The following is a 20008-nucleotide window of genomic DNA, read 5'->3' on the forward strand; positions in this document are numbered from 1 at the left end:
ATGTATGTATATCTCTAAAATAAAATTGCCTTTTGCGGCAACTCTATTTTTCGGTCTTTTCATACCAATCATCAATCATATTTGATATTTGTTCATTAAATATAGGAACCCCAACAAATTCGCAAATTTTTTTAATAAATACAAATTTATGATGAAATTCCTCCTCATTTGCTGGAAAAACAGATGGCATAAGCCATATTTCTAGCAATGGTATAATCTCTGATATCTCTTTTGCATATTCTGTTTTAATTGAACCATCATTTTTCCCTTCCTCAATAAGTTCTCTCAAAGCAGGGGTAAAATATTTTTTTTGCGATTCTATCATTCCAGCCAATATTCTTGGATTTTTTAATAATGGAACTGCCTGTTTAGATAGCTCTGTTTTATCACTCTCATCTTGATTTAACATAATTGCTAATTGGATCTTTTGAAGACCATTCAAATCGTTTCTGTTTTTAACAATACTAAATGGATTGTTCTCCAAAAACATTTTATCTGCCAGTGCATTTATTATTTCTTCTTTTGACTTAAAATGATGATATACTGCACCCTTTGTCATACCACCTAAATTATTAACAATATCTTGTATAGTAGTTTGTTCATATCCTTGTTCCAAAAACAATTTTTGTGCTACATCAAGAATTTTTTCAACAGTCAACTCTGGATACTTATTCCTTGCCATTCTTCACCGCCTTTTTCATTCTTTTGGTATGTATATATACTAAAACAATTTGAGCATTTTGTCAAGTATATCTTATTACTTTTTTAATGATTAACTTCCCTAATATTCATATATGATACTCTCTCCTCTGAAAAACATCTCACTTCTTCATAACGGATAAAACTTAGATTGCCATTTTATTAAAATGTAATTTATCGGCAAGTCAACAGCATATAGCATTATGTTGTTGACCCGCCTGATATTCTTATAATTATGTCCTATACATCAATCCATGATTCCAGTTGTATTTCTACATTACCTGTATACCCCCACTCTTCAACTTCAATATATCTCCTACATTCTTCATCCCTTATAAGCGGAACTTTGGATATTACCGTCCCCCAAAAGTTTACCAAGATATGAAAGCTTAATTCACATGGAATTCCCATACACTCATCATCATGCCGAACTTCATAACAATAAAAACCTTCTGGAACACTATCCTTTTGAATTCTTCCCGAAGAAAAAAGTGCCAAGGTATCAAAGATCTCTATTTCTTCGTAAGTTTCTTTTCGTGCATCATATCTCTCCATATTATGTACCTCTTCTTTCTACTGTTTTTTCCTTTTTTGTCTATATTGTTTATTTTGTAAATCCATTTTTAAGTAATTGATAATGCTTATAACAGAAAGATCACTTTCACAAAGATACCAAGGTGACTTTTCTTGTTCTTCCTGTAAATATTGTTGTATCTCCTCTAGACTTATTTTCTGTCTGAACAATTCCTTTGCTATTTTACTCACATAAGCAGTTATTTTTGCATACTGTTCAAATTTAAGGCTTTCTTTTCTAAGTTCTAACCGTATCATGTCACACATTTTTTTCTCACTGGAACATTTTTGAAATACCGCAATTCGACTATACGGGCCTTGTATGTATGCCCTCCAGCTACGCTCATGCTTTGTCACAATAAATAAGACTTCCTGCGTCCCTTTTTTCCATATTTTTTGATACGCAGGTTTATCATATCTATCCCATACATCTACTAAATGATCATCTCTAAAAAAAGCAAGAGGGAGTTCTTCCCTTAACATATACTGTTGAAACTCTTGCTTGCCGAACCCTTCTTCTATTTTTTTCTGTAAAAATTGGAACATGGGGAAATAATTTTTCCACTGATATTCCAACAGTTCTTCTGAATATAAAAAATGATCTATCAATTTTTGCATATTTTTCAATAAGTACAGCCATATTTCCACATCTTCTCTTTTCAGACAAAAAAGTGATTTTCCATAGTGATACACTCTCAGTTTCTCACCCCTGACTACATAAGCATACTCTGAAAAAATGTCCCCTTTATCGGAATGTACTGTCTTTCGGTACCATTCCGGCTTTATGGATCGTATATTCTTTTTATCCATCAAATCTAAATTTTGATATATTCTCTCCATAAGTTTTAATTCCTGTTTTTCTGCAAATGCCCGGATAATCTTTTCTCCATATCCATTGTCTAAATATGCATCTGACATTAAGTAAACTACCTTTTTAATTTTTCCCTTTTCTTCTATCACAAAATATCCGTTTGTCATAATTTCTCCTAAATCGTTTTATTTTTTAACTTTACTATAAATATGTATCCCCATATTGTTTCACCATATTCAATCCAGCCTGGTTTTCAGATGGTATTTTGCTTTCCACCTCTAACCATGCAAGAAACACTCTTCTTTCTTCTTCATACTCCCTGACAACACTTCGAAGTCTTCGGATCTCACGTTGGCAGGATAATACTCTTTCTTCGTCTGTCATATCAGTACCCTATCCCTTTTATGTTCCGTTTCTCTTTTTTCTACACATATACACTCAAATGCATATTTGTTCTCATCACAAAAACTGCAATAATATGGATATTCCTTTTTTAATGCATTATCATTCTCCGGTAGAATTTCTCTTCCGCATTTTTTACATATCAGCTTGTTCATATTTTTTCCTTTCATTTCTGGGTACAAAAAAGACACCAAAACTCCTTTGTTTTTGATGCCTTTTTTGTACATACCACTATTCTTTTTACTTCATTTTGGGAAAAACGATATTATTCTTTATCCCTTATTTCTAATACCTCTTCTTCGGAGATATTCAAAAGTTTACAAATCTCTGAAATCGGATAATTATTCTGCAACATGGTAAGAATGACTGCTTCTCTCTCTTTTTCTCTACCTTTCTGTTCGCCTTCTTCTTTCAACTTCTCTAATGCCTCGCACATACTGTTTACCTCCATATTTCTACTCATACGAATCAGTTCCTTTGATCCTGTCATCTGACCGACCACTGTTAATAGATCTGAGCCCATCTCCTTGTTTCCATACTTCTCCTGAATTTTTTCAAAATGCCCGGCAAAGATTTCCCTGGTAATTTCAAAAACACTTTGCACATCTGTATTATTGAACACATACCGGTCTGAATCCCGTACTTCCAAAAGGTTCATTTTGTAATCTGAGAAAATAACGGCAATTTCTTCCGGCATTTCTACAATCATATCTTTCAGACAATACGGTCCGTCCCATTGTTTTTCACCATAATACACCGTCAATGTAATAACGGGATGAAGCCGGTCATCTTTCCTCATTTTCGATAGAAATTCATCTTCTGTCTTTTTCTCTGGGCTTTCTTTGTATTTGCGTGTAATTTCCTGATATTCCTTCAGGTAACTCATTGCGTCATACACCATATGACGCAGCGGCATGGCATAATGAATATGCTGCTGACTTTCAATTCCAAGAACAACAAATTCCACTCCATAAGCAGTCTTTTTAATCACATCTCTTGTTCTGGATAAGGTTTCCTTATAATCTTTTAATTGAATGACACCAGAAACATCTGTATCCATTTCATGCAATGTCTCTGGCTTAATGACCTCTTTCCCGCCAAACACAACTACATTAAAAAGATCAGCGAACCGTTCATTATTCCGCCAAAAATCTTTAAATATAATATCTGCTTTTGTATGTTCCACGTAAATTCCTCTCTCTTCTGCAATCACTGACTCTCTTGTTACAATTATTATATCAGACATCAAAAGAACTGACAAACGAATTTTCCTATGGTGCTTCCATAAATCCTATTCTTTCACATCTTCCATGCATACAATCTTTCTGAAATATCGGAAGATAGACTGTTGTTTTCAGGTACTTTCCTTCTGAAGCAATCCCATGTTTTCCTCCCAGTGAGTCCAAATATTGCTCGTTTCCCTTCGTGGCTGAAATATAAATATATCTGCTCTCTTTTTGGAACTTTTCCTTTGGTATATCATCAATGTAATCATAACTAAGTAGCAAAGGGATACAGAGATTTTCCGCTTTCTTTCTTACCATATCAAGAAGAAGTTCAAACATCTCCTGTTCCAGTTTTTCCGAAATTCCTTTCACATAGGCTCTTTCCAAAAACAGAACCAGTTGCTCTGTCTTCTCTTCCTTATTATCCTTTGTGAAATCTACAAATTCAAATTCTTTGTTCTCCCTTTCCATTTTTTCTTCAGATGCTTTGGTAAGCCTAAGAATTGCCCGAAGGACAATCTTGCCTTGATAAGAAATATATATAATTTTCTTATTACTGTCAAAGCAGGATAACAGACACTTCCGATACATTCCTGTCTTGTAACTTAGACAGGTTTTATCCGGCAGTTCCCCAATTTGCATCACCGGAAGAAAACGGTCTTCTTCCCAGATTTTCCATTCCTTTTTTTGAAGTTGCAGATTTTCTGCCCACAGTTTCATCTGTTTTTCCAAAATTGGAAAAGCAAGTTCTTTTTCCAGATCTGCCTCGTGGTATTTTAAATCTTTAAATTTCCCCATTAGTTCTGCCACTAATAATCTGCGCAACATTTCTGTCTGTCCGGTATCTCCTTTATAAAATTCATACAAAATTTCAGAACCGCCTTGTTCCAGGAATGCCTTGATATTTGCTTCATACTCTCGGATAAACGAATCGGAGATAGCAAAGGTGCTCTTCATCCATTCCCAGTTTGGATCATTTTTTATTAAATCGTCATAGACAGCCTGAAAATTTTTGTACCCACTTAATTTTTCTTTATTTACTAGCAAATACCGCAGTTGGAAACTGTTTTTCACTTCTGGAAGAAACCGTACAACTTTTTCCCAGGAAAGAAACAACTTCGGTATATCCGTTCCCTCTAAACTAGAAATATTTCCCAGTTCTTCCTTCATCCACTTAGATAACGCTTTGTGGGACAAAAAAGCAGCAACTGCTTCCAAAGTTTCTTCACTGTTTTCTTTCTCCAAGAGCCTTTTTTTCACCACTTCCTGCATGACTCTCAAACGGTCATCAACCCGTCTAGAATTTAGTTTGTGGTATAAGCGGATATATCCCCTGTCAGGGCAGGAAGTAAATAATTTTATTTCCGCAAAAGTATACTCTTTTTGTGTCATATCTGTCTTTTCTATAATAGAGCATTCCTTTATTTTTCTGCATTCCTTTAAATTTTGAAAATTTAATGTATTTAGATTGACATACTCTTCATAAAATGATTTTTCAAATAAAATAGAATTCCACGGAAGTTCAAGAAACAGTTCTGTATTTTCTTCATACAATTTCAAAAAATGTTTTTTCTGATGTTTGACTGCATAAAGAAGTACTGACTCTTGGTAATATTCCAATCGATCCATCGCTTTTATGGCATACCGATAAACCTCCTGTACATACCCTGCTCTTGTATAGAAATTTCCTTGTGAAATCCATCCTTGTCTTACAAATCTGTTTAAATCAAACAATAACTGTTTATTCTCCAGCCATCTTGTTAAAAAACAGGATTGTATATCTTTATGTAAGCGCAGCATAATTTTTCTTAGTAACGGATAAAGTTCTTCTGCATTTTTTACAATCTGTCTGTATGCCTCTTTGCTTAACATCGGCAATGGAAACTCTGTCAAATATTTTAAAAGGTTCAATACATTCGCTTTCCCTAAATCCTGAAAGAAATCTTTCTCTGCAATCACTTCGCAGAAAAAGTCCCCAGAAAAAATCGGTTCTTTCAAAAACATTCTTTCTGAATAACTTAAATCTTGTAACTTTTTATCACCATATGTTTCGAAAAACTCCAGATTTGCATTTAATATACTGCACTCTTTTCCAGACAAATGGCTGGAAAAATAGTATTGCAGATATATGGCTACATATCTGTCTGAAATTTCTTCTGTTTTTAAAGCTGCTTCCAATTCCTCATAAGAAGAGTCCAGTAGTGTTCCCTCTGCACCACCGATAAAACTTTCTATTCTGTAAGCTGAGATTCCTGCTTTTTGCAGATTTATGATCTTTGAAAGAAATTCCGGATAAACCACCAATTTCTTTCCATACTCAATCGGAAGCTGTTTCAGTATGCTTCTTTTTTCATCTGTATCAATTGCTTTCGTAAAAGGAAGGAGCTCTTGATTAGAAAATCCTAAAATCTCCTGCCAGCCAAGTCCTTCCAGACCCTTAACAATTCCCATGTGTTCCTTCACTGTTGTAAACATCTTCTACCTCCGTCTTTATCAACCATTCTTTTATCGCTGCTACCTCTATTCCTTTCTTTTTTCCTAAGTTTAATAGCAGTTCTAAATATTCCCAAAAGGCTTCTTGTGATAATTTCCACTCTATTTGTTCCAAATACTTCTTCAAAAACCAAACTACTGCTTTTACATAGGCATCTTTCTGATAAGAATAGGAGAGTAAATTGATTTTAGAAAAAAGATCTTCTGCTGTTTTTTCTTCCTGCAATTTCAAAAACTTTTGGTATGCTTCTGCTGTCTGCTTTTCCAGTTCAGCCTCTTTTTTCTGCCTTGCGGCTTCTTCCTGTTCCTTATAAAACCGCTCCCGTTCTTCTTTCCCCATGTATAGCATTCTCAGTTTCTTGCTTCCGGCGCCTTCTATTTCAAGCGCTATAAGTTTTTCCCAAAATTTCTGTGCCTGTTCTTTCGGAAGCCAAATAAGATTTTCCTCTTTTCCCAAAACATTTAAAAGAAAATCAAAGTATTTTTGTGGCTGAAACCGATAAATAGATTCTTCTACCCAGAAAAACAACTGAAGAACCTGATTTGGTTTCAAATGGGGTTTCATAAAATTCATTTCATCGTATTCTCGTCTGTAATAGTATTCCTGAATTCCAACACTTTTCCATAAGAAATTCCGTTTCCCTGCTTTTCTGATTTCTTCCATGGAGCGGTTATCCAAAAGAAGTTTTGCAGTCTGAAATTTTAAATCCGTATCCATTTCTTCGATATAGGAAAGAATATAGCCATACTTCTTTTTTTCCGGTTCTTCCCATTCAGAAATCACTTTTCCTTCTCCCTTTGTAAGCAATTCTTTTATAATCTGTCGGGGATCTAAGAAATTCTTTTCTGCAAATGTTTCAAAAATATTATGATTTTGATAGTTTTCTTCTTGTAGCATCTGTTGGATATAATCCACCTTTGTCAGTCCCCTATACATATTTAGATACTCCCGAAGTTCCTGTTCTGTAAATGTTTCGTTATACAAAGTTTCCCGGATTTGCTTGTCAAAATCTTTTTTTCCCAAGAATAGCAGAATTTCTTTTGCCTGTGTTTTACATAATGGAATAAAAAACCATTTTGGATTTGCCTGTTGTTTTCCTGCATAGGGATAAAGCAACGCATATACTTTGGAATTTTTAACAGTGACCTGATACCTCATAGCTTCTAAAATTCCATTGTATCCTCCAATTTTAATTCCATAAACAAAATGCTCTTTGAGCAGTTCCCCGCAAAACTTGTAAATTTCTTTCGGATATGATTTCTTCTGATTACAGATAAAAGCACAAAAACTTTCCGAAGCCCTCTCCCAAGTAATCTGACTTACTGTTTCTATCCGATCCTCTTTAGCTGCTTTTAGCATCCGCAGGTTTAAATAAAAAATTTCTTCTTTTTGATAACCTGCCTTTTGCATCTGTTGCAATAACTCTGAACGTTCTTTTACATGAGTATGCTGCATCTTTATCAAAAGTTTTAATCTCGAAAATATCTTTTTTCTCTCCTTTTTAATTTCCGTTTCATAGGCTCTGAAAAACCAGATATACATTTCCGTATTTTGAAAAATATTCACTTCTCTTTCTTTTTCGAAGAAGCTGCATACAAGCTCCTTTAAGATTTCCCAAATTTCTTTTTCACCTTTGCCTAAAAATAAGATACACATACATTCTGCAAGTTCTTTGTATGCGTAGTTCTTTATCCTTTCATGATAGAGTTCTTTTTTCTTTTTAGAAGATGTCAGAAAATACATCGCCCCTGCTAGATAAATATCAGTTTCCGCTTCTCGTTCGATCCGTTTCAGAAAGTTTTCATATTGTGTTCCCACATACATTTGTGCTTCATAAAAATCAGACATAGTTACAAGAGCAAATGCCAACGCCCTGCGTATTTGGATACTATCCCCTATCTTTTCTTTATACCGCTCCAGCATCTCACCCGGATACTGAAAGGTATACGCATCTTCCTCCTTCTGTTCTTTCCCCATTGGAAGAAAACGTTTATCCTCTTCTTTTTCAAATCTCCACGCCTTATCATTCTTTGTTGATGTAAGAAAAATGATATGCTTCATAGTCTGAAAACTGTTTGCATCTATTTTTTCTTTTAAGATATCCATTTGTTCTCCTTTCTGGAAAGGGCTGCTAACACAGCCCTTTATTTCTCTCTTTTATCGTTCATCTGTCGTATAATTACAGTCTCGGATAATTGGAATTTTACCCTTACGAATTTCATCAAAAGCTGTCCGATACCCGCTCTTTTCAGGTTCTGTAAAATTTACTTCCCATTCTGCAATCACCTCTTCTAATGCGAGTTTTTTCGGGTTTAAAATCACAAGACCATGCAAAATGCCAGATACGATCCTTTGGTATTCTTCTGCATATTCCCGACAATCCAAATCGGTATCTGCATACCAGCAATCCAACTGTCGAATCATTTGTAGGCTTCTCCATGGCGACAGCTGCACAGGATAATAAAATCTTGATGTTTTGGAATTGTTTTCATGTTCTTCCGAAAGCCAGATAACTGTTTCCTTTGAAAAGCTGGGTACCAAATAACCGTTTTGGGAATATTCCTCCAATATTCCAAGAATATCCTCCCAAGTAACCTGTCGGAAGGAATAAGGTTGCTTCGTCTCTGCCAAATAATAATCGTCATCTAGCAAAGAAATTCCTCCTCTTTTTACTTCAGAAACACTTCCTTCTCCATCTTTTAAAATCTCCTTTACAACATCATTTGGATAGAAGGAATCCATGCATCTGGCAATCTTTTCTGCATCTTCTCTCCTTCCCTTTTCTACCAATCTGCTTTCATATTCTTTAATTCCTTCTATAAGCCTCCACCATTCCTCTTTGGAATTTGGGGAACCATTTTCTTTGCCACTATCTTCTGATATTTCTTCCACAATAGTATCCTCTATTTCACAATTTTCCTCATCGAGTACATCACTGTTTTCTATATAATTCATTTCACCTAATGGAATTTCATCCAAATGTTCTTTCGCATATTCCAGTGCCTCTGAGAATGTTTTTATGGTTTCTGGCAGCAAGAGTTCTCCATGATAATAGGCATTACAGAGAATAGAACAGGAAAGCTTTTGTCGGATATTGCTTCCATCCTCACAAAATTCAATCGACCAGATTAGATTGTCAGGTATATGCTCCATTTCTGGAAAATACATGCTACATTTTCCATCTTGAAATTCCCATTGAGTTGCTTTTCCAAAATCAATCCAGCTTCCTTTTCCCCTGTTAGCACAACTGACTTCATGCTCCGGCTGTCCAGATATAACCGAATAAAATCCATTACTTTGTACCACGTTGGGTATTCTCCTCTGTCCTAAAAATTTATTCAATCGATGTGCTCTGATAATAAATTCTCTCTTCTCTTGTATTACTCGTTTTAATTGTGCTAAGTTTTTAATTTCCATCCTGTTTCCTCCTTACGCAGCATTTTTCATCTGTTTTTTCCATACCGGCAATAATTCCGGATAAGTCTCTCTCGATAATCCCAAACGTTTTGCATAAATCTGCATTTCCCGGGAACTGGAAAAAAGTTTTGCCTTTTCAACTTCCGGAACAAACTGCTTTCCATTCCAAAACAATTCCTGTTCTTCTTCACTTTCGACAGATACCAGTATCCACCCACGATAACAAATCTGCGGGTCCATACCGGCATACCAAAGATACCTTTGGGCAAACATTTCCGCTTCCTTTAAGCTTTGGAAGAAAGCTGCTTTCCAAATTTTCGCCGTCACAATACGTTTATCTTTAATTTTCTGAAAATACTGGTCTTTTCCCAGGCGGATGACATATCCTGTACTCCAAAAATTTTCAACCCATTCTTTGTTCTGTTCCATAAATCCTCCCATCAAAAAAAGGAACCTAAAAAAGTCCCTTCTGCCGTTTTTATCCCATATAATCTAAAAGTTTCTTTACAATCTGCTGCGGAAGCCTTTCCAGATCCTCTGCATTGATACAGGCATTTCCATAAATTTTTCGGATATCTTCCTGATCCGTTCCAATCGCTGCTACAAGCAGTGTAATCTGTTTCTGTTTCAACCGCTTCTGTACGTTCTGCAAATCTTCTCTTGCCACTTTTCCGCCATATCCTTGTGCATTCGGAAGCCCATCACAGAAAAAAATCAAAATTTTCATCTTCTCCGTTCTTTTTGCCATTTTTTCTGCCATGTAAAGAAGCGCTGCTCCGTCCCTATTAGCTCCACTGGTTTCCATATCTAAAATCCGATACTTTCCTTCTTTCTTTTCTTCAAACTCCAAATAAGAATGCAAACACACGATTTCCTCCTGCCTTCTACCTGTCTGTTCCGTCCCTGTACAATGTCCATTTACACAGATGGGTATACCAAGTATTTGTGCAAACTCCACGACACAAAGGGAAGTCAAAACCGAAGTTTCCCACCGCTTGTTATCTATGGAGCCAGACTGATCCAATAAAAATCCAATCGCTGTATCCATATTTCTGGAAGGAATTTTGGTCTTAAAAATTCTTTTTTCAGGATTCCACAGATGTGCCATGTCCAATCCTTTTCCCATATGCTGTTCTCGCAGAATATAGGTTTTCTTCCTTTTTAGAACTGGTAGCAGATCCTGCTTCATTTTCGTTTGGATATGTTTTATTTGCGGTTTAAGATTTCTGTGTTTTTGATATGCCGCTTGCGAAATGATTTCTTTTCGGAAAATATGCTTTTTGATTTCCTGGTTCACAGGTGTAAACTCCGTATTTTCTAAAATCTCTTTCAAACGCTCCCGCATCCATTCCTCATATCTCTTTTCCCGTGCTTCTCTTTTTAATTCCAGACAGATGTTTTGAAGTTCTCTTCCAATATCAATTATCTTTACCGTTTCTTGCTGCAATTCAGAAAGTAAGGGCTCTGTTTTTTCTTCTGTCAGGCTTTCCTGCTCTTTTGTTGCACTTTCTCCTTCCATTTGAACGGATTGTATTTCTTCTGAAACAGTATGTTTCAGTTCTCCTCCATTCCAAAGAACATCCGAAGCTTCCTTTCGCTCCATGCGGATTTCCCTGCAGGAAGGTTCTTCCGAGTATTGCGGCAGATCTTCTTTCCACTCATCAAAAGTCTGTTTTAATACGTTTTCTTTGTTTTCTCCTGCCGATTTTATTTTTCTTTCCATGCCCTCCGCTTCTTCTAAAAACAAAGGCCACAACTTCAATAAAATCTGATTTGTTGCAAGATACCTTGTGCTTTCCCCCATATCAGCAATTGCTTTCGAAAGAACCGGAATACAGTTTCTAAGCAGTTCCATATATTCTGTAACTTCTCCGTCCCACACGTTGACCTTGTGGGTAAACATATATTGCACCAACAAAAGTAACATAATCTTTAGTTTTGATTTCTCCTGTACTATCTGGCTTTTCAGACTGGAAATCTGCTCCATATTCCTCTTACGATTTTGCAAAATTCCCTGCCTGATACTGCCCGGGAATCTTCTGCACATCTGTTCTTCAATAAAGGCATCTTCTAGATATCCATGCAGCCTTCCGGCTGTTTGCAGATAAATTCCTAAAAGAACCGCATCTTTCTTTTGGAAACCCTCTTTCATACTTTGTAAAAATTGGGTTTCCTGCTCCGTTTCCGGTATAGGCCAGGCTGGATATAAAATCCCATTTGCAATTCCATCTATATATTTCCGTCTCAGATAGATACTGCTGTAATTCTGATGTCCGCATTCATGTCCTTCTACACCTATCAGACTTTTACTTCTCAAATCCAAAGTCGGAAAACTTTGTGTAAGCATATTCATAGTATTGATATATATATAGCGCCCTTCAAAATAACCGGCTCTGTGATCCGTTGCATCGGAATAAAATCGGATCTGTGCATCATGCTTATCTGTAATCTCTTTTCCAATCCGTTGCACTAACCTTAAAAATTGAGGAGAAAAAAATACTTCCATGTCCCGTAGCAAACGCTTTTCTGTCTGCCTGCTATTTCTTATTCTTTCGCTTCTCATACAGATTCCTTTCCTCACGCTACATAAATCTCCATACAGACCTGCCGGAGCAGATTCCTGTCTTCTTCATCAGAAGCAAGCTTGGATAATACCGTATCTTCTGCAGCCTTTACAAGATTTTGGGTGCGCATATATTCATATACCCAGTTTTCATATTCCCTGTAGCCACAAAGTCCGGCTTTTCCAAATTCTTCTTTTACGACTGCATCCAGTCGTTTCATTACCTTTGCCATCTGTTTTAAAACTTCCATATCTTTGCAGCCTGTCCGAAACATGGCACGTTCTGCCAACTGCTGCTCTGTTAAGTCTTTGCGATGCTGTACCTTATTCATTCTGGATACTACGGAAAAATCAAATTCCCTATTTGCAACATAATTTAGATTGGTCGTGATGATGATAATTGCATTTGGGTGTCGTTCTACGACTTCCCCGTACAGAAGGTCCAATTTCCTGGAGTCATCTAATAACCGGTTAAGTTTTCCAAGTGTCCCCGGCTCTACAATAAGAGAAGCCTCCATAATTTCAATCACCGAAGGCATTCGGCAGCCTTTTATGATTTCCGATTCTTGCATTACAAAATCCCCTTCGTTTTTTGCTTTCTGGTAACCGGACTGGTACACTGCATCTAACAGTTCTCGAAAGGCTTCGCTTTTGCTAATCCCTTCTTTTCTTGTATAGGCTACATCTTCCAATACCTGCATCGGATCTGCAACAAATTCCTGTAAAGAAGGAAACTTCATATGGTCTTCGGCCTTTTTCCTGGAATTTGGATAAATCCCTGCCACCAGTGTACTTTCATCGGTTTCCGGTCCACAGTTTAAAGCAAAATAAGGAACACCTAAAATCTGGGCAATCATCTGTGCATCTGTCGTTTTTCCTGTTCCTGCATTTCCGGTGATCATAAATTTCCGGAAAGGTGACTCTACAATTGCAGAAAGAATATCCTGCGCATATTCCCCAACTTTCATATCTCCTGGAAACTGTGGAATACGATCCTCATAATCCTTTGGAAACGACCAGTGCTGCCCGTAAATCTTCTTTAATTCTTTTAACGTCCATTCTCTTGCTTTCTTCGTTTCTCCAAAAATCTGAAATTTACCTTTAATCGCATCGTTTGGTGCGTATAGTTCGCTTTCGATTGCAAGTTTCGAAAGTTGTTCCATACCATTCTTTCCAAGCTGACTTTTCTCCAACGGAATTCCTTCATTGTTGAAATCCTGTACATTTTCTACTCTCCGGTACAGGTTATCACAACAAAGAAAAGCAGCTTTTAATGCAAGTTTTCCATTTTTCCAGCCTTCTTTCATTTGCTGCATGAATAAAATAAAATTTTGAGCAAACTCCAGGTTATATAATGCTTCTTTCTTTTCCAGACTGACATAAATAAGCATTGCCAGAACTTCCTCTCCGTCACTGACGTTTCTTTCAACAAAATCCAGAGCTTTATATGTTTGTTTTTCTGTTTTACAGACACCGCGTATTTTTGCACTGATCGGATTATAAACCAATGCGTGGCGTTGATTTCCCTTTACATATTCCATACAATAGAAGTTCAACAAATCATAATTTCCTTTTTGAAATCCAAGGGCTCCTTCTGTTTGCTTCAAATAAATCCCTGCAATATTGAGCATTGCCCTCAATGTAGGGGGATGCAGTGTTGCCTGTCTTCCCTGATTATACTGGGAAAGCCATTCCACCATAGTAGTAGTTTTTCGTAATCCTTCTTTTTGTAAAAACTGGCTGAATGGTTCCGGCATTTGTTCCTGAAATGTCCAGGTATCAAATAATTTTATCTCTGCCATTTTCTCTCCTTTCTGTCTGCAAATTTTAGGTATGTTCCTCCTTTCTACACGCAAAAAAGACAAGGTATTTGTCTTTCTATACCTTGTCTTAAACTTATTCCTATATTTTATTGCAGACTATGCCAAAATAAATCTTCTGCTACCATGCAGAATAAAAATTAATTGCACAAATTTGCTTGTGCATAAATGAATACAACTTTATCCTAGCATTAGATAGAGAAACTGTCAACAACAGTTTTAGGATCATAAGAAATTTATTGTTTTTTGAAATTATTGTTCTTCATACGAAGCGATTCCTTACACAAAATATAAGAAACCGAAAGTAAATAGATCCTTTCAATGCAAAAAATTTCTCTAATATAGATAGTATTCTTATTTCTCCGTATTCCTAATATATTGAATTTTAGGACGTTTTAACTGGATAAATCTGGCATTTGGTGCTTCTAATGGATCGCATTCTTTTCCATTTTTATCTACGTATGCCTGTGTTTTTATAATAACTGAAACGCCATTTCCACGGCTACTTTCCATTTCTTTAAAAGCTTTTTTTAAATTCTTCTTTGCGATACGTTTATTCATGGAATTCCTCCTTTTTTGCTTCCGTCTTTAATAACTGATATTATACTAAATTTTACAACTATATGCAATCTTGTACACAATTTTTTAACGTAAAATCGGACTATTTTCTACTGAATAAGCCTTCTCTTTCAACAGTAAAGAAGATTTGTTTCTTCCCCCAACTCTACTTGTGATTTTACTTTATTTTCGTCTATATCTTTTCTAGTACTAAACAGCTTTAGAATTTTATTCAAAGAGTATGCGTAGTTATCCATACCATACAATAAGGGAACAGCCAGAGCACAGCTCACCTTACTATTTTCAAAATTCATATATTTTGTACTTTAATGCTTTCTTATTCATCTAAATATTTGCTATTTTCTTTTTCAGGAATTTTTAGCCCTTCCATTGCATGTTCTACTGATCATCCCCTCTTTTCCATAAGGTTTCAATTGAACGTAAAATCAAATCTTCTCATATGAAAATAGTACTTCTCATTCTTAGTTTTATGAATGTTAAAGGATATTTAGGAGTTATCCGGTATCGAAATGATATTAGATAATACCTTATTATCCCATATCGAAGTACAAAGAGAATAATGTAGGAGAATATATTTTGAATGCAATAATTTTAGCTGCTGGACATAGTTCCCGTATGATTGAGGAAAAACAATATACCCATAAGCCTTTATTACCAATTCTTGGGCTTCCCAATATTGAGAGAACAATTCTAATTTTAAATGACTTTGGAATAAATGATATTGTTATAATTGCAGGAATATATGCAGATCAATATACATTTTTACAAGAAAAATATGGTTGTACCATCGTATCTGATCCCAATTGTTCAGTATCTACGCTCTATGGGATATACAGTATTGTTAATATTATAGGTGATACTTTCATCATTGAAGGTGATGTTGTTTTGGCAGAGAATATTTTTATTAACAAACCTTATAGCTATTATTATGTAATGAAATATTTAAATCCGGAATTTGACGCTTGGAAACCTATTCTTGATAAAAATGGGCGAATAATTTCCTTTGAAATTGGTTGCTTTTCAGAACCATGCATTTTTGGAGTATCTTTTTGGAGTAAATCTGATGCAGAAATTTTCAAAAAAATTATTGCTGATATCAGTACTCCTGAAAATTTATCTAATAGCGAAAACTTCTGGGATGACTATTTTAATGATTTTTTGGACGAAATCCAAATTCACACTTTAGAAATACCCAATTATGTTGCATCAGAAATGAACAATATAATCGAATATGATATGGCCATAACAATGTGCCAAAAGTATTATTCTAATCCAAAACAATATTTTATAAACTGGCATAATAATAAAAATGAGTATTCGTATATAATGAATACATCTCAAGCACTAAGTTATACCCAAAAACTTTTGGAAGAGTATATCTATAAGCATCCTGACGAAAACTTTAGTTTAACTAAACCATCATACTTTGAAAATAATGAATATCCTTATATCATACAAAAAGAAAAGAAAAGCATTGGGTTTATAGATATAGCTATTGAAAAAAATTTTTTTCTGCTGAGAAGAATTTATCTTGATAAATCTTATCGAAGACAACGATTAGGAACTCAAATTTTAGAAAATATAATTACATTTTCTAAACTCACAAACAAGGAATTACGGGTAAACGTTTATGATGAAGAGGCAGAAAAATTTTATAAACGTCTTGGATTTAGAAAAAATTTTACAAATTACGTAATAAGGAGACAATGAGTATGGATATAATTCAAGAGTGTTTAGCTTATTTTAAGAATATAGATATAAATTTCGATTTGCTAATAATAGCTGACACACAAAATAAAACTACAAAGAACAATAACTATATTGTTCATACTGATGAAAGTGAGTTTTTTTCTAGAAGAGAATTTGCTGAAATTGCTTCGACATTATTTTATATTTTTGGTTATGCCAAAGTTTTTTACTCAGAATTGGATTTCATAAAATTTGTGATGGATGAGCATCCCTCATCCACAGAATGTTACATATATAATTTTAGCAGAGACGGAATTGCTGAGGGAAAAAAATCATTAATCCCTGCTTTTTGCGATTTATGCGGTCTTAAATATACTGGATCAAATGCTTTTACCATATCCTTATTGAGAAATAAATGGATTTTTACACAGGTACTTTCTAATATGGGGATATTAACACCAAAGTCTGTTCTTTATACATTTAATAATCATAATATATTAGAACCTTTTTTGGATACGACAATACTTTTAAAGAATATTCATGAATCAGCAAGTATAGGCTTGCTTACAGACAATAAAATATATTTAACAAAAGAAAATTTGAAAACAGTTGATATGACACTACAACGGATGAACACTAAACAACTACTCATACAAGAATATATTAGCGGCCTAGAATGTGAAGTTTTAGTAATACAGTTTAAGGGAAAGTATTATGCACTTGAGCCAGTGGAAATTGTTATAAATGGTAATGATTTTTTAGATTCCTTAACATCAAACCTATATAACTATTCGTTTAGAAAACTATCCGATAGATTGAGTCCAACAGTAATAGAACAAATTAAAAAGCAAGCAGTTAAAGCTGCACAAATTTTAAGCATTAAAGACTATGCGAGATTTGATTTCCGTATAGAAAAAGACCAGCCATATCTTATCGATATAGCTGGAACACCATATACTATAAAACATAGCTCGGTAGCGTTTCTGTTTGAGAATATAATGCATTTAGATTATAAAGATATTTATAAGACAATAATGGCGTGTTCTTTTTCAAATTATGATATACTTCAATCATAAGATGTATATTGCAAATCAGATAGCATAAGCCCCCGGCAGAAAAAAGAAGCCAATTCGCTAGATCGTCGTTTCAAAGGTACTAGATTATTACAAAAATCATATCCATCTAATATTTGACGATTCAAAATAATCTCTTTTAAAGCAAGAAGTTTCTTATCCCAAAAAACTTCTTGCTTTTGAAATAATGATGGAACAAAATCACCTAATAAATTAGTAATTTCTGTTGCACTCTCCCATTTTTCATCTAATATATATCTATATACTTCGAACCAAGCAAAATAATAACGATAAAAGTCATCCACATCATCATCCTCAATATTTGACACATCATCGCAATCCATTAGATGCTCCAAATATTTTTTGAATTTGAGATATTCTGAAATATTACCGTAATAAAGACTTAGCGAACATATATTAGTGAGAATAACAAATTCTGTTGCACATGAGATACGTTGTAATTGTTTCCTTAATTTTTTGACGGTTTTCTTTGCATATCTAAAGCAATATTTTTTTGTATGGGATTGTTCATACCTAAGAAAATCTGCTATTATCATGTTATTTAGTATTTTCTGTGGGTATGGTATTGATATTTCATTTTCTATAGAAACTTGCATAGCTTTTCTGCATGCCTGTATAGCTTCATTATATTTTTGTATAACTATGTCTGTTCCTGCTTCACAGATTAATGTGATACAATATTCATCCCAGATCTGATTGTCATAAAAATACTTTTTTGCTTTGTCATAATAAATATTACATTGCGTCTGGTTTACAAACAGAAACGCTTTCCGATTAAATACATTCTCCATATATTTAGCAATGCTTTTACTAGATTGAGAAGTTTGTATATTCCTGCTAAGTGAAAGGCTAAGATCATAGATCCGTTTAAATAACTCTGTGTTGTTCAAAACATCTAAGATATAGGGTGCAATATCATAGATAATCCTAAGTTTCAAAACAGTTTCATCAACGATAGGCATCTCTATAGGATATTGTAATAGGACTAAATATATAGGTTCTTCAGCATACTGAACGAGCTGACTTAATATTTGTTTCAATTGTAAATACCAAGGTTTATAATTCCTATACATAAAATGGAAATAAGCTCTTGCCAGTTCTGCCTTTAAGGGAATCTCGAAATAATCTTTTTGTAAATTATGGTACATCCCATTAAGTTTATCATAATCCGATCCCCCTTCACGTAGGGTATTGTAAAATGATTTTATTGCTTCAAAATCATCATAGTAATAGGAATCTTTTTCTTTTCCAATCAACCTTTCAATTTTTTTAATTTGTTCCAAATTATTAAAACTAAGTGCTTCTGAATAGGAAAGTATAAGAAGGGCAAAAATGTCATCTTTCAAATATCCATTGTATGCCCATAAATAGTATGCTCTTAAAAAATATTGATCTTGTTCCTTGTTACTATAATAATTGTAATAATCTAAATATCTTTCTTTATTCTTATCATTTAGTTCTTTCTTCAGAATTTTTTGTATTTCATCACAAGCGAAAGAATAAAAGTTCAACGAGTTTTTTTTCAGCAACGCTTGCTTTTGAGCTAGATATAGACTCTCTCGAACAGTGTTTGTTTCTTTATGTGTTATGCTTGCAATTTCTTGACTACCAAAGTTTTTTAGGCTAATTGAGGAAGACAAAATGATGTCTTCCATATCATATTCATTTACATTTCTGGTTAGACCTTTCTTTTTAAGTTCACCCAATCTGTATGTAACCACTGAATCTAAGGCTCTAAAAAAATCAACATTTTGCTCTACTAAATCTATATACAGAAAATCGACTAATTTTAAATTAGACGCACAAATTTTTTTGATTTGTTTAATCTTTTCCTCTATGTCCTTTTTCTTTACAATTATTTTATGTTTTTCAGTTAGATATTGTAAAATATCATTTTCATCATAGTCTTCCAATACATTTTTTTCGATTGTAGAACAAGATAGAAAATCCTTTATGCATGAATCATCAACATCACTTATGAGAAAATATAGATGATGTCTAAAGGTACTTTCAAGAGTGGTTATATTCTTCATTAGTATTTCAATCAGATATTTTACTTTATTATCTAATTTAGAGTAATCGGGTAGGCAAATTAATAAATCAGAAGAAAATCTTTTTTTAAGAAGATTAGATATTTGATTAAATTGGCTATCATTTTTTTTAGTTGATACCGATGCCGCTATATCAACTCCAATCCCCCAGCGTATTGGTAATGAAATAGTAGTTTCAATATTATCTACGGAACTCTTAGAAGAATTTTCGTATAAAGATAATTTGTCTCCTTCAGCAATATATACTTGCAATTTGTTATTTTGTCTATTTTTGCTATGTATTCTATTGATAACTTCAAATACTACATGTGATTTTCCTGATCCATGATTACCTAAAATAATGGTAGCCTCTGAGGCTGATGCAGTAATATATTCTTGAGTCAATTTCTCTATTAACTTATTTCTACCTTCTAAATTTTTATACTTATTTTCTTTCATATCTTTATTACAAATAGACCTTCAATAAAATAATATAGGATAATAAGGTATTATCTAATATCATTTCGATACCGGATAACTCCTAATTATCATTTTAATTATAACAAATACTTACTTTTTTTTCCATATTTTTCTTCATAATCTCCAGATTA

The 20008-nt window shown here is 34.1% G+C and carries 16 protein-coding genes; 2 read left to right on the forward strand and 14 right to left on the reverse strand.

Annotated elements, in window-relative coordinates:
* Window positions 1–43: 43 nt before the first annotated feature.
* From BQ5364_RS08380 to BQ5364_RS08440, 13 genes are all read right to left on the reverse strand, one after another.
* Window positions 44–682, reverse strand: coding sequence for a TetR/AcrR family transcriptional regulator (locus BQ5364_RS08380; protein WP_071144012.1), 639 nt, complete (start codon window positions 680–682; stop codon window positions 44–46).
* Window positions 683–939: 257 nt separating this feature from the next.
* A complete protein-coding gene (locus tag BQ5364_RS08385; protein ID WP_071144013.1) occupies window positions 940–1254 on the reverse strand; it encodes an LPD28 domain-containing protein in 315 nt (104 codons plus the stop codon).
* 18 nt (window positions 1255–1272) lie between these two features.
* Window positions 1273–2250: a hypothetical protein gene (locus BQ5364_RS08390; RefSeq protein ID WP_071144014.1), complete on the reverse strand. Its 978-nt coding sequence runs from the start codon at window positions 2248–2250 to the stop codon at window positions 1273–1275.
* A 34-nt stretch (window positions 2251–2284) separates the two neighbouring features.
* Window positions 2285–2467 carry a hypothetical protein gene (locus BQ5364_RS08395; protein ID WP_071144015.1) on the reverse strand — a complete coding sequence of 61 codons (183 nt, stop codon included), beginning with the start codon at window positions 2465–2467 and terminating at the stop codon, window positions 2285–2287.
* A complete protein-coding gene (locus BQ5364_RS17915) occupies window positions 2464–2655 on the reverse strand; it encodes a hypothetical protein (RefSeq protein WP_159431677.1) in 192 nt (63 codons plus the stop codon). Before BQ5364_RS17915 ends, BQ5364_RS08395 begins: the two co-directional genes overlap by 4 nt.
* Before the next feature lie 95 nt (window positions 2656–2750).
* Entirely contained in the window at window positions 2751–3731 is a 981-nt protein-coding gene (locus tag BQ5364_RS18310) for an Rpn family recombination-promoting nuclease/putative transposase (RefSeq protein WP_235837144.1), read from the reverse strand.
* Window positions 3732–3756: 25 nt separating this feature from the next.
* Entirely contained in the window at window positions 3757–6186 is a 2430-nt protein-coding gene (locus BQ5364_RS08410) for a hypothetical protein (RefSeq protein ID WP_071144017.1), read from the reverse strand.
* The gene (locus BQ5364_RS08415) at window positions 6149–8311 is read right to left on the reverse strand and encodes a hypothetical protein (RefSeq protein WP_071144018.1); all 2163 of its coding nucleotides are present in this window, start codon (window positions 8309–8311) and stop codon (window positions 6149–6151) included. The genes BQ5364_RS08410 and BQ5364_RS08415 overlap by 38 nt, the downstream gene beginning before the upstream one ends.
* Window positions 8312–8362: 51 nt before the next feature.
* A complete protein-coding gene (locus BQ5364_RS18180; protein ID WP_071144019.1) occupies window positions 8363–9622 on the reverse strand; it encodes a hypothetical protein in 1260 nt (419 codons plus the stop codon).
* Between the two features lie 12 nt (window positions 9623–9634).
* The gene (locus BQ5364_RS08425) at window positions 9635–10051 is read right to left on the reverse strand and encodes a hypothetical protein (protein WP_071144020.1); all 417 of its coding nucleotides are present in this window, start codon (window positions 10049–10051) and stop codon (window positions 9635–9637) included.
* A gap of 49 nt (window positions 10052–10100) precedes the next feature.
* Window positions 10101–12185, reverse strand: a complete 2085-nt coding sequence (locus BQ5364_RS08430) for a VWA domain-containing protein (RefSeq protein ID WP_071144021.1) — start codon at window positions 12183–12185, stop codon at window positions 10101–10103.
* Between the two features lie 14 nt (window positions 12186–12199).
* Entirely contained in the window at window positions 12200–13987 is a 1788-nt protein-coding gene (locus tag BQ5364_RS08435; RefSeq protein ID WP_071144022.1) for a hypothetical protein, read from the reverse strand.
* Window positions 13988–14359: 372 nt separating this feature from the next.
* Window positions 14360–14566, reverse strand: coding sequence for a hypothetical protein (locus BQ5364_RS08440; protein WP_071144023.1), 207 nt, complete (start codon window positions 14564–14566; stop codon window positions 14360–14362).
* Window positions 14567–15160: 594 nt separating this feature from the next.
* Here BQ5364_RS08440 and BQ5364_RS08445 point away from each other — a divergent pair.
* Both BQ5364_RS08445 and BQ5364_RS08450 read left to right on the forward strand, forming a co-directional pair.
* A complete protein-coding gene (locus BQ5364_RS08445; protein ID WP_071144024.1) occupies window positions 15161–16294 on the forward strand; it encodes a GNAT family N-acetyltransferase in 1134 nt (377 codons plus the stop codon).
* Between the two features lie 2 nt (window positions 16295–16296).
* Entirely contained in the window at window positions 16297–17349 is a 1053-nt protein-coding gene (locus BQ5364_RS08450; RefSeq protein ID WP_071144025.1) for a D-alanine--D-alanine ligase family protein, read from the forward strand.
* Here BQ5364_RS08450 and BQ5364_RS08455 read toward each other — a convergent pair.
* Window positions 17340–19856 (reverse strand): hypothetical protein, encoded by a 2517-nt coding sequence (locus BQ5364_RS08455; RefSeq protein ID WP_071144026.1) that lies wholly within the window; start codon window positions 19854–19856, stop codon window positions 17340–17342. The two genes, BQ5364_RS08450 and BQ5364_RS08455, sit on opposite strands and share 10 nt — an antisense overlap.
* Window positions 19857–20008: the final 152 nt, after the last annotated feature.

The organism is Coprococcus phoceensis, from assembly GCF_900104635.1.
Taxonomy (GTDB): Bacteria; Bacillota; Clostridia; order Lachnospirales; family Lachnospiraceae; genus Faecalimonas; species Faecalimonas phoceensis.

Coding starts and splice junctions, on each gene's coding strand:
- BQ5364_RS08425 (WP_071144020.1), bottom strand. CDS start 10,051: ATGGAACAGAACAAAGAATGGGTTGAAAATTTTTGGAGTACAGGATAT.
- BQ5364_RS18310 (WP_235837144.1), bottom strand. CDS start 3,731: ATGTCTGATATAATAATTGTAACAAGAGAGTCAGTGATTGCAGAAGAG.
- BQ5364_RS08395 (WP_071144015.1), bottom strand. CDS start 2,467: ATGACAGACGAAGAAAGAGTATTATCCTGCCAACGTGAGATCCGAAGA.
- BQ5364_RS08455 (WP_071144026.1), bottom strand. CDS start 19,856: ATGAAAGAAAATAAGTATAAAAATTTAGAAGGTAGAAATAAGTTAATA.
- BQ5364_RS08380 (WP_071144012.1), bottom strand. CDS start 682: ATGGCAAGGAATAAGTATCCAGAGTTGACTGTTGAAAAAATTCTTGAT.
- BQ5364_RS08450 (WP_071144025.1), top strand. CDS start 16,297: ATGGATATAATTCAAGAGTGTTTAGCTTATTTTAAGAATATAGATATA.
- BQ5364_RS18180 (WP_071144019.1), bottom strand. CDS start 9,622: ATGGAAATTAAAAACTTAGCACAATTAAAACGAGTAATACAAGAGAAG.
- BQ5364_RS08390 (WP_071144014.1), bottom strand. CDS start 2,250: ATGACAAACGGATATTTTGTGATAGAAGAAAAGGGAAAAATTAAAAAG.
- BQ5364_RS08415 (WP_071144018.1), bottom strand. CDS start 8,311: ATGGATATCTTAAAAGAAAAAATAGATGCAAACAGTTTTCAGACTATG.
- BQ5364_RS17915 (WP_159431677.1), bottom strand. CDS start 2,655: ATGAAAGGAAAAAATATGAACAAGCTGATATGTAAAAAATGCGGAAGA.
- BQ5364_RS08430 (WP_071144021.1), bottom strand. CDS start 12,185: ATGAGAAGCGAAAGAATAAGAAATAGCAGGCAGACAGAAAAGCGTTTG.
- BQ5364_RS08385 (WP_071144013.1), bottom strand. CDS start 1,254: ATGGAGAGATATGATGCACGAAAAGAAACTTACGAAGAAATAGAGATC.
- BQ5364_RS08440 (WP_071144023.1), bottom strand. CDS start 14,566: ATGAATAAACGTATCGCAAAGAAGAATTTAAAAAAAGCTTTTAAAGAA.
- BQ5364_RS08435 (WP_071144022.1), bottom strand. CDS start 13,987: ATGGCAGAGATAAAATTATTTGATACCTGGACATTTCAGGAACAAATG.
- BQ5364_RS08410 (WP_071144017.1), bottom strand. CDS start 6,186: ATGTTTACAACAGTGAAGGAACACATGGGAATTGTTAAGGGTCTGGAA.